The following is an 8,650-nucleotide window of genomic DNA, read 5'->3' on the forward strand; positions in this document are numbered from 1 at the left end:
CGTGTCGGCGGTTCAAGTCCGCCTCCTGGCATTCTTTAAACTGAAAGTTCTTAGTTTCAAGAAACGGGTGCCTTTTGAGGGGCACCCGGCGCATCAGGAAGGTTTGATTACTGAAGTGGATTCTGTCCGTTACTATTCCTGTGCCCACTCGAAGGCTTCGCGCTTGGCGTAGATATTGCGGACGTGCTTTTTCACTGTGTCTACGGTGATGTGCAGATTGGCGGCGATCGCCTTATAGGTCCAGTTTAGATGGCGCAACAGCCAGACCTCTGCCTCACGTTCCGTCAGTCCATAGCGCTCTCGTTCGGCGATCGCCCGTTTGCGAGCAGACTGCATCCGATCCTCGATCGTCACGCGCAGGCACGGCCGCTCTACTGATTCCAGCGAGATCCACTCCACCCGAACTCGCAAAGGATTGTTGTTGCTGGTGAGGATTTCGTCTTCTAGAATCACGGTCGTATCCTGATGTAGCGCTCGGTTATTCACCAGCATTTGGCAAATGCGCCAGATCTGGTTGGGCAAGCGCATAGTTTTCAACCCATCAGGCGATAACATTCGGCAAATTTCATGGGCTGAGCGATTGGCGTAGATGACCTCGCCGCGATCGCTCACAATCAGCACACCATCGATAAAGCTCTCGAAAATCGCTTGCAGTAAAAAGTTGCTGTTCATGGGGGCTTTCCAAAATACACTGCATTTGCCTCGGCGAATGAGAAAGTCAGTTTCCCTGATTCATAGGTTCCTGGCTGATTGCTCTGGCGGAGCTTTGGGGCAAAGCACAAACGTCAGAGTCATTCGTTGAGGTCGCAGCATTTTTTCGCTAGGTGAGCGCTATCTGAATCGCCCTACGTTTGGGCTTCGGAGTGCGATTGAGGCATCCCACCGCTTCAAAAATGCTGTACCCCGATTGAAATCCACCGATCTTGTGTTCAGAAGTGGCACTGTGCCACTATGCAAACTGCTGCTCCGGATGGGGCGTGTGGACGATGGAAAATCACGGGTTGAGCACTTAACTAAGCGTTTAACTAAGTTGCCACACGGGAGATTGGTTGCTGAAACAAACTGGAACTGTTCGGCGGTGTCGCGCACAGCACTGCGGATTGTACAGGTGCAAAAAAACCGCCGAAAACACCCCGCTCAGCAGTGCGCCATCGCGCCCCCTGAAAGAATCCTGAGGGCGATCGCAACGGCATCCAGGCAGACGATAGAGCAAGACGCAATCCGGACGCGAAATCATTCCAAATACCGAGTTGATTGGGTAGAGCTATTGCAGTTATCGGCTCTGCTTCCAGGTTTTACGCAGTGATTTTTGGGGTTAGGCTGGGGTTAAGCTTCAGTGGGTGATTGGTCTGCAAAAGGGCGTAAAGCTCCAGATATGCCAGAGGCTTTTTACTCTTTCCTATTAGTGTTTCTGAGGGCCTACGAAAGGGGTGCATCCCAGTTCTGCAAGCTTGCCCTCATCCCCCAGCCCCTTCTCCCTTTTTGGGAGAAGGGGAGCCGGATTGGAAGTCTCTCTCCCGCTTTGGGAGAGAGATTTAGGATGAGGGTTACAAAAGTGGGATACACCCTACGAAAGAGATTGCCAAAAGCCCCGCAGATGCACGACTGGCAATCCAAAATCCAAAATCCAAAATCTAAAATCGAGATCAGCTTGCTGCTTCCCAGGGTTCGATTTTGGCGCGGACGCTTTTCAGGTGTTTTTTCACGGTTTCCAGCGTGATGTAGCAGAGGTCAGCAATTTCCTGGCGGCTGTGGCCAGCGCGGTACAGTTCCCAAATTTCCGTTTCGCGTCGGGTTAGGCGAAAACGACGGGCTTCGGCGCGGGCGGCTCGGCGGCGCAGGCTGTCCTGGTCTTCCAGAATCACCAGCAGATAAGGGCGATCGCCCTCAGCTAGGGTCATCCAGTGCGATCGCATCCGAATTTGCTGGCGCGGTTCCACGAAATATTCGCCATCTTGAACCGTGAGTTTGTCAACGTGGCCAGTCGTGACCAACTGGCACACCTGCCAGATATCACTCGGCACTTGGAGGGGCGATCGCCGCTCAGACTGGGCCCGATGCCACAGCACCGCACAAATCTGTCGGGCGGCATCGTTTGCAACAATCAACTCGGTTTCCGTTGCAATGAGAACACCGTCTAGCAAGCTCTCAAAAAGCGAAATAGGAGGCGTAATGGGAGGCTTGGTGGGAAACATATTGGGGGTCATATTAGGGGGCATCATTTATGACTATCTGCCGAAAACTTTCAAATCACGGTGCTGGAAATAGCGCCAGACAGCACAATACCTTGACTCTCTGGGAAGTCCTTTATTGCAAATATTGCAAGCAATTTTGAACCGACTGTCTGTGCTGTAGCGCTGGTTACCTGACAAATCTTTTCCCCTCATCCCTAAATCCCTTCTCCCACAAGGGGCGAAGGGACTTGAACTGCCAAACCTGGGTCAAAAGCCCCTCGCCCGCTCTGGGAGAGGGGTTGGGGTGAGGGTGCTTCGAGTTTTGTCAGTCAATCAGGCTGTAGCGTTTAACAGGTGGCGCTGAATGGATGGATCTCAACTGCTAACAGATGAGACTCGAATTGAACAAAAACGACGAATTCAGGGGCTAGAGGCGATCGCATCGCAGGCCGTCAAATTGCACTCTACGCGCTACTCAATACGCGCTCTATAGGCTCTACAAACTGCTGACCCAGTTGGCGCAAAGTCATCCGGGCGATCGCCCAGGTGAAACAGAGTCGGCATCGTACTACAGGGTATTACACTCTCACGATAGGCTATTCCGGATACTCTGTCAATATCAATTCTTAGTATCAAGCTGGTGCAATGCCGCTGCAATGGGCGCGCTCCAGCTATTCTTCTTCTAGCAAAATCCGCACCCAGCGCGGCGGTTCCGGAATGGCGTTGCCCAGCCGCCCCAGCAAGAGCCAGGCCGCCAGATGAATCGTGAACACATACACTAGATCGCTCAGCAAAAAGGCCCCCACCGTCAGCGCCTGCACCACAGACAGATTAATCTGTCCCAGAGCCTCAACCCCCAACACGCCCCAGTCCACCAGCCGCGTCACCAGCCACTCCAGCAAATCGGCGATGCGCCGCGTCAAATAAACCCACAGGTCTTCGCCCACAAAGGCAGACGTTAGAGCGACTCGCGCAAACAGGCCCAGCGTCGCCAGCACTGCGCCAATGCTAATGGAAACCGGCCAACCTGCGCCCCGCCGCCATAAAAAGCCAAGCTGCACGCCCAGCAGTCCATAGGGAATGATGAACAAGATGCTAAGAAATGGGCCCATTAGCACCGACAGCAATAGCCCCGTCACCAGCAGCGACATCCAGGCGGCCCGCGCTCCCCAGCGCAAATACACCAGGGCGAGCGGCAGCGGAAACACAATCCGCATCCAGGGCACAAGGCTGAGATAGTAGCTCACCAGCCACAGCAGCCCCGCCGTGCTAGACAAAAATGCCGTTTCCACCAGCTTGAGCGGAGCCGGAGATACATTCACCTGCACGGGCGAGAGATCAGAAGCGTCGGCGATCGCCCGTGCAGGTTCCTCGCCCATTGCCCGCAGTGCTGCGTCCCATTCAGCATCGCTGGATGAAGAGGGGCGATCGGAGGGTGAACGGGAGGGCGATCGCCCTGTCCCCTGCCACCCCTGGGCATCATCTTCTGCTGGCACGTCATCTCGCAAGTGGCTCATCCCAGTTTCAAACCGCAGCTTTTCTACTATACTTGCCTGCCGGGTTTGTGACGTTCTTGCCACCCTTGCTCCACATCGGTTCAAGCTGATCCGTGGGATTCACAAGCTGGGGATTCAAGCTTGGCATTCACAAGCTTGGGATTCACAAGCACGTTATGAGCATGATGAGCTTTGTCCAGGCACCAATATACTTCACACAGCAATTTCAGCCTTCACCCTTTTCTGGTATGCCGAAGGCTTTAAGCCCGCTTCCAGAGCGGGAGAGGGACTTCAACCCCATATTTATTTAGCTCCCCTTCTCCCCACTTGGGAGAAGGGGTTGGGGGATGAGGGCAGTAAGTTTGCTGTCTAGTTGTTGTCGTTTTGCAGCAATCCATCCAGCCCTTCCAAAATACCGATAACTGATCCCAGAGGATTCAGCACACGTCCCACCATCTGTAGAAAGCTCGTGTCCTGCCGCTTGGGGACAATGACAACATCCCCGTCTTGAATCTCGTTGGCATCGCTGAGATTACGGAGATCAATCACTCGTCGCTCAATAACCCCTTGCTCATTCATGCGGATAAAGGCGACGCGGCTGAGACGGGCATCTTCTGTCGGGCCTCCGGCGATCGCCACGGCGCTAGACACCGAACTACCGGGCGGCACCTGCACTTCACCCGGCTTGGTCACTTCGCCCACCACGCGCACCCGCACCGTCGCAGGCGAGAAGCTAGAGCGGGCTAGCAATCGACGATCCAAAACTTCGCCCTGACCTAGTGGGGGAATGTAAATGCTGTCGCCATCTTGAATCAACAGGTCGGCAGAGGCGTTGTCACTGCTAATCGCGTCCCACAGGTTAATCGTGTAGGACTGATTGCCGCCGTTGGGGCCAACGCGACGAAGATAGACTTGGCGAATATCGGCATTGCGCGTAACGCCACCTGCCGAGATCAGCGCGGCGCTGAGTGTGGGCGTGCCTTGCAGGTCTGTTCCTCGCACGGGGCCAGGACGCATCACTTCGCCAGCGACGTTGACCACGATCGGGCGCGGAGTTAGCACGGTCACTGTGGCTGCTGGATTGACCAAGATTGCCCGCAGCCGCTCGGTTAGGTCTTGCTTGAATTGCTCGGTAGTCTTACCCGCTGCCTGAATTGGCCCAATCAGCGGCAGGGTGATGGTGCCGTCTGGCAGGATCGAAGTAGTCAGGGTGTATTCGTCATACCCATAGACGGCAATGCTCAGTTCGTCGCCCGTGCCGAGAATGTAGGCAGGTTGCAGCAGCGGAGAGGCGGCGCTGACGGCGGTTACATTCGACACATTCTGCCCGGTCACCGTTTGGGCGGGCGTAAGGCTGGGCGAGGCGATCAGGATCGCTGCCGAGGTGACAGCCGAGTAGCCGATGCGCTTGACAATTTTCCAGGTCAGCATGGGTTGATAGAGGGTAAAAAGGACGGAAAAGCTGGCGATCGCCCCCAGCCCGCCAGGGTGCAGGAGATCCCGTTCGGCAATCCAGCAAAACTTTCAGTGGTATCTCTAGTATTGCGATCGCGCCCTTATGCTGGCTAGACCATTCAGTAAAGTTTCGGTGAGGGTTGACCGGAATTTTACGGGTTTCCAGGTCAAGATTACGTAAAGTCCTGAATTAGCTCCGTCTGGCTGAGCAATGCCTCCGCTGCTTCCGCATCGATCGCCTTGCTAAACAAAAATCCTTGACCGCATTCGCAGTTCATCTCTTTCAGGCGGGTCACCTGTTCGGGATCTTCCACCCCCTCAGCGGTGACATCCAGCCCCAGGCTATGGGCCAGGTTGATAATCGTGCGGACGATGGCAGCGCTGTCCTTATCGGTATGCATCTTGGTGATAAAGGAGCGGTCAATTTTCAGCGTGTTGATGGGAAAACGGTAGAGGTAGCTGAGGGAGGAATAGCCCGTGCCAAAGTCGTCGATAGCAAGCTGGATGCCGAGCGATCGCAGTTGATAGAGCATGTCGATGACGGCGCGACCGTTTTCCATAATCGTGCCTTCCGTAATTTCCAGCTTCAGGCTGGAGGCATCTAGCCCCGTTTCGTAGAGGATGCCCTGGATTTGCTGGGTCAGGTCGGGCAGGGAAAACTGGCGGCTGGAGAGGTTGACGTTGATCGTCAGCGGCGGCAGGTCGGGAAACTGCATCTGCCAGCGGTTCATCTGGCGACAGGCCTGGCGCAAAATCCACCAGCCCAGGGGGATAATCTGCCCGGTTTCCTCTGCCATTGGAATAAATTTTCCCGGCGACAAAAATCCTGTGCTGGGGTGATACCAGCGGATCAGCGCCTCGAAGCCCACAATGCGCCGAGTGTCGAGTTGCACCAGCGGCTGATAGTGCAAAAATAGCTCCGGTTCTGGGTTGTCTGCGCCGATCATGGCGTAGCGCTCTTCCTGGGCGATCGCCCGCCGCAGGTCATTTTCTAGCTTGAGCCGGGCCAACATGCGGTTGTGCATAGCCGGGTCAAAGACCTGGTGGCGAGCCTTGCCGCTGGCCTTGGCGCGATGCAGCGCTGTGTCGGCATCTTGCAGCATATGCTCTGCCTGGGTATAGCGAGCAGAGCTAATAGCAATGCCGATACTGATGGTGATGTAAACCTCTTGGTCGCCAACGTTGAATGGCCGCGCCAAGATTTGCTGAAGTTGCTCGGCTGTGCGGGTGGCTTCGCGCTCGTCTTCAATGTTGGGCAGCAGGATAGCAAACTCATCCCCCGGCAGCCGAGACACCACGGCTTCGCTGGGCAAAAACCCCTTCAGGCGATGCGCCGTGGCAATCAAAAGCTGGTCGCCAACGCTGTTCCCCAGACTGTTGTTGACCACCTGAAACCGATCCAGGTCAATCAGCAAGACAGCATGAAAACAGAGCGGGTATTCCTGGGAAAAGGCGATCGCCTGCCGCAGTCGATCCAAGAAAAAGGCCCGGTTGGGCAGCCCAGTCAAATCGTCGTAGTAAGCGTTGTGCCAAAGCTGGTCTTCGGCCTCCTTGCGCTGGGTGATGTCGCTTTGGGAGCCCGCCATCCGATAGGCCGTGCCGTCGCGATGCTTGATCGCCACACCCCGCGTCAGCATCCAGCGATAGCTGCCCTCGCGATGAATCATGCGATGCTCATGCTCGAAATGGGCCGTGTGCCCGTCGAGATGCTCTTGGAGGGCGGCCTTGAGCGAATCTAGATCATCGGGATGCACCCGCTCATACCATTCCTCAAGGCGATCGCCCACCTCCGACTCCTCCCAGCCCAGCATTTCCTTCCAGCGCGGGGAATAGTAAACCTGATTAGTCATCAGGTTCCAGTCCCACAGACCCTCGTTCGACCCCTGCACCGCCAGGGCATAGCGTTCCTCACTCTGGCGCAGCAGCAGGTTGGTTCGCGACTGTTCCCGCAGCGCCACCGCCGCCCCCGTCAGCGTCACCAGCAGCACGGGCATCGCCACCGGAATCCAATACTGGTAATGAAACAACAGCACCGACAGCCCCAGCCAGCCCAAACACAGCCCCAGCCACGCCATCAGTCGCCGCTCAAACGACCACCCCATCAGCCCAAAGCTCAGCACCGGCCCACCCAACAGCAGCAGCAATCCCTGCCAGCCATTGCCCAGCCGTCGCAGGTCGTTCTGCTGAAGCAGGTTGCTAATCGCAGCCGCTTGCAGGTACATATCGCTGACTGGAACGGCCCGGTCAAACGGCGTTTGCAGCGAGTTCATCGGGGAGGTGGTAATGCCTACCAGCACGATCTTGTCTCGGAAAAACTGGAGCGGCACCTGCCCCCGCACCACATCTGCGTAGGAGTAGTGAGTCAATTCGCGGGCAGCAGCGGGCCAGTTAATCCAGAGTTCCTGATTGGGATTCTCCACGACAATGCGCTCTCCCAGCGGGCGCAGGTGGAGATTGGCCGCCACGAGCGACAGCGCTGGCACCCCATAGCGTCGCAGGCGAATCTGGCGCACCAATCCATCCAGGTCTTCCCGCGAAAAGACGTGTCCGATATCAACTGCAACGGCTCGTAGGGGCAAAGCGGGCACGATCGCTGAGTCGGTATCAGTCCAGGACTGGCCCAACACAACTTTTCCAGATTCTCCCATCGCCGCTACCAGAGCCATATCCTGGGGGTCATTTTCCGACAAGAGCGGGTTGAGGACGATGACGCTGGGCTGGGCGGGGCTGAGCTGGTTAATCAGGTCTGCGTAGCGATCGCGCGTCCAAACGGTTTGCCCAGCAATACGCTGACTCTCTTCGTCAATTTCGACCACGACGATATCTTTGCTCCAGGCAATCGGCCCGCGCAGCGAAAACAGGGCGTTATATCCCAGATGCTCTAAAGACTGCACCAGCCCCAGATGAATCAGCCCCAGCACCAGCAGCCCCGCCAATACCCCTGGCAAAATCCGCTCCCAAACCGTCCTCACCAGCGGCGAGCGCTGAATCTCAAGCGGCAGTTTAGCGGGCGGTTTTAACCAATGGAGCATGATAGGGGCGTGTATCCGGCGACTATAGGCATTCTTGAAGTACGCTTGGGCGTTTCGCAGCCGCTTTTTGGGGCGGTTTTCTTGGTGGCTTTTGGAGGTCGTTTCGGGCTGGTTTTTCCTCTGATGACCTTTTGATTTCCAAGTATGGGACGTTGCCAAGAGAATGTTACGCCAACTTTAACGTTTTACCGCCTGACGGCGGAGGCGAGTTGCCCTGACGAAACCTGCCTTGCGTCTGGAAGGGGGTCGCCTGGGCTGAGCGCGGTTCCACAGAACCAGAAAAGAATTAGGCTGCTGGCATTGGGAAACAGCACAGCGAATTTTGCTTGGCGGCACCTGTTCAACGGCAAATTGGGCGCAATAGCTCACTAGGTCAGCGGGATTGCAGGTGCAGAAAAAAGGATGGGATGGGTGATGCAGGTAGACGGCGGCGCTGTCTGGCGAGATGCCCTCGTGGGGTGGCAGGGTGGGGCGCTGCAAAGACCTTGAGGCA

Annotated in this window: 6 protein-coding genes; all 6 read right to left on the minus strand. The window is 56.3% G+C overall.

Features of this window, described 5'->3' with window-relative positions:
- Positions 1-132: 132 nt before the first annotated feature.
- The gene (locus IGS51_RS20800) at positions 133-672 is read right to left on the minus strand and encodes a LuxR C-terminal-related transcriptional regulator (RefSeq protein WP_297080670.1); all 540 of its coding nucleotides are present in this window, start codon (positions 670-672) and stop codon (positions 133-135) included.
- 974 nt (positions 673-1,646) lie between these two features.
- Complete coding sequence (locus IGS51_RS20805; RefSeq protein WP_297080671.1) at positions 1,647-2,195, minus strand: LuxR C-terminal-related transcriptional regulator; 549 nt, start codon at positions 2,193-2,195, stop codon at positions 1,647-1,649.
- Between the two features lie 650 nt (positions 2,196-2,845).
- The gene (locus IGS51_RS20810) at positions 2,846-3,754 is read right to left on the minus strand and encodes a DUF2232 domain-containing protein (protein WP_297080672.1); all 909 of its coding nucleotides are present in this window, start codon (positions 3,752-3,754) and stop codon (positions 2,846-2,848) included.
- A 285-nt stretch (positions 3,755-4,039) separates the two neighbouring features.
- A complete protein-coding gene (locus IGS51_RS20815; protein ID WP_297080673.1) occupies positions 4,040-5,101 on the minus strand; it encodes a polysaccharide biosynthesis/export family protein in 1,062 nt (353 codons plus the stop codon).
- 197 nt (positions 5,102-5,298) lie between these two features.
- Positions 5,299-8,157: an EAL domain-containing protein gene (locus IGS51_RS20820; protein WP_297080674.1), complete on the minus strand. Its 2,859-nt coding sequence runs from the start codon at positions 8,155-8,157 to the stop codon at positions 5,299-5,301.
- Positions 8,158-8,334: 177 nt separating this feature from the next.
- Positions 8,335-8,650 (minus strand): hypothetical protein (locus IGS51_RS20825; RefSeq protein WP_297080675.1); only part of this gene is annotated, 316 nt, incomplete at its 5' end.

It is taken from the genome of Thermoleptolyngbya sp. M55_K2018_002 (assembly GCF_015295965.1).
GTDB lineage: Bacteria > Cyanobacteriota > Cyanobacteriia > Elainellales > Elainellaceae > Thermoleptolyngbya > Thermoleptolyngbya sichuanensis.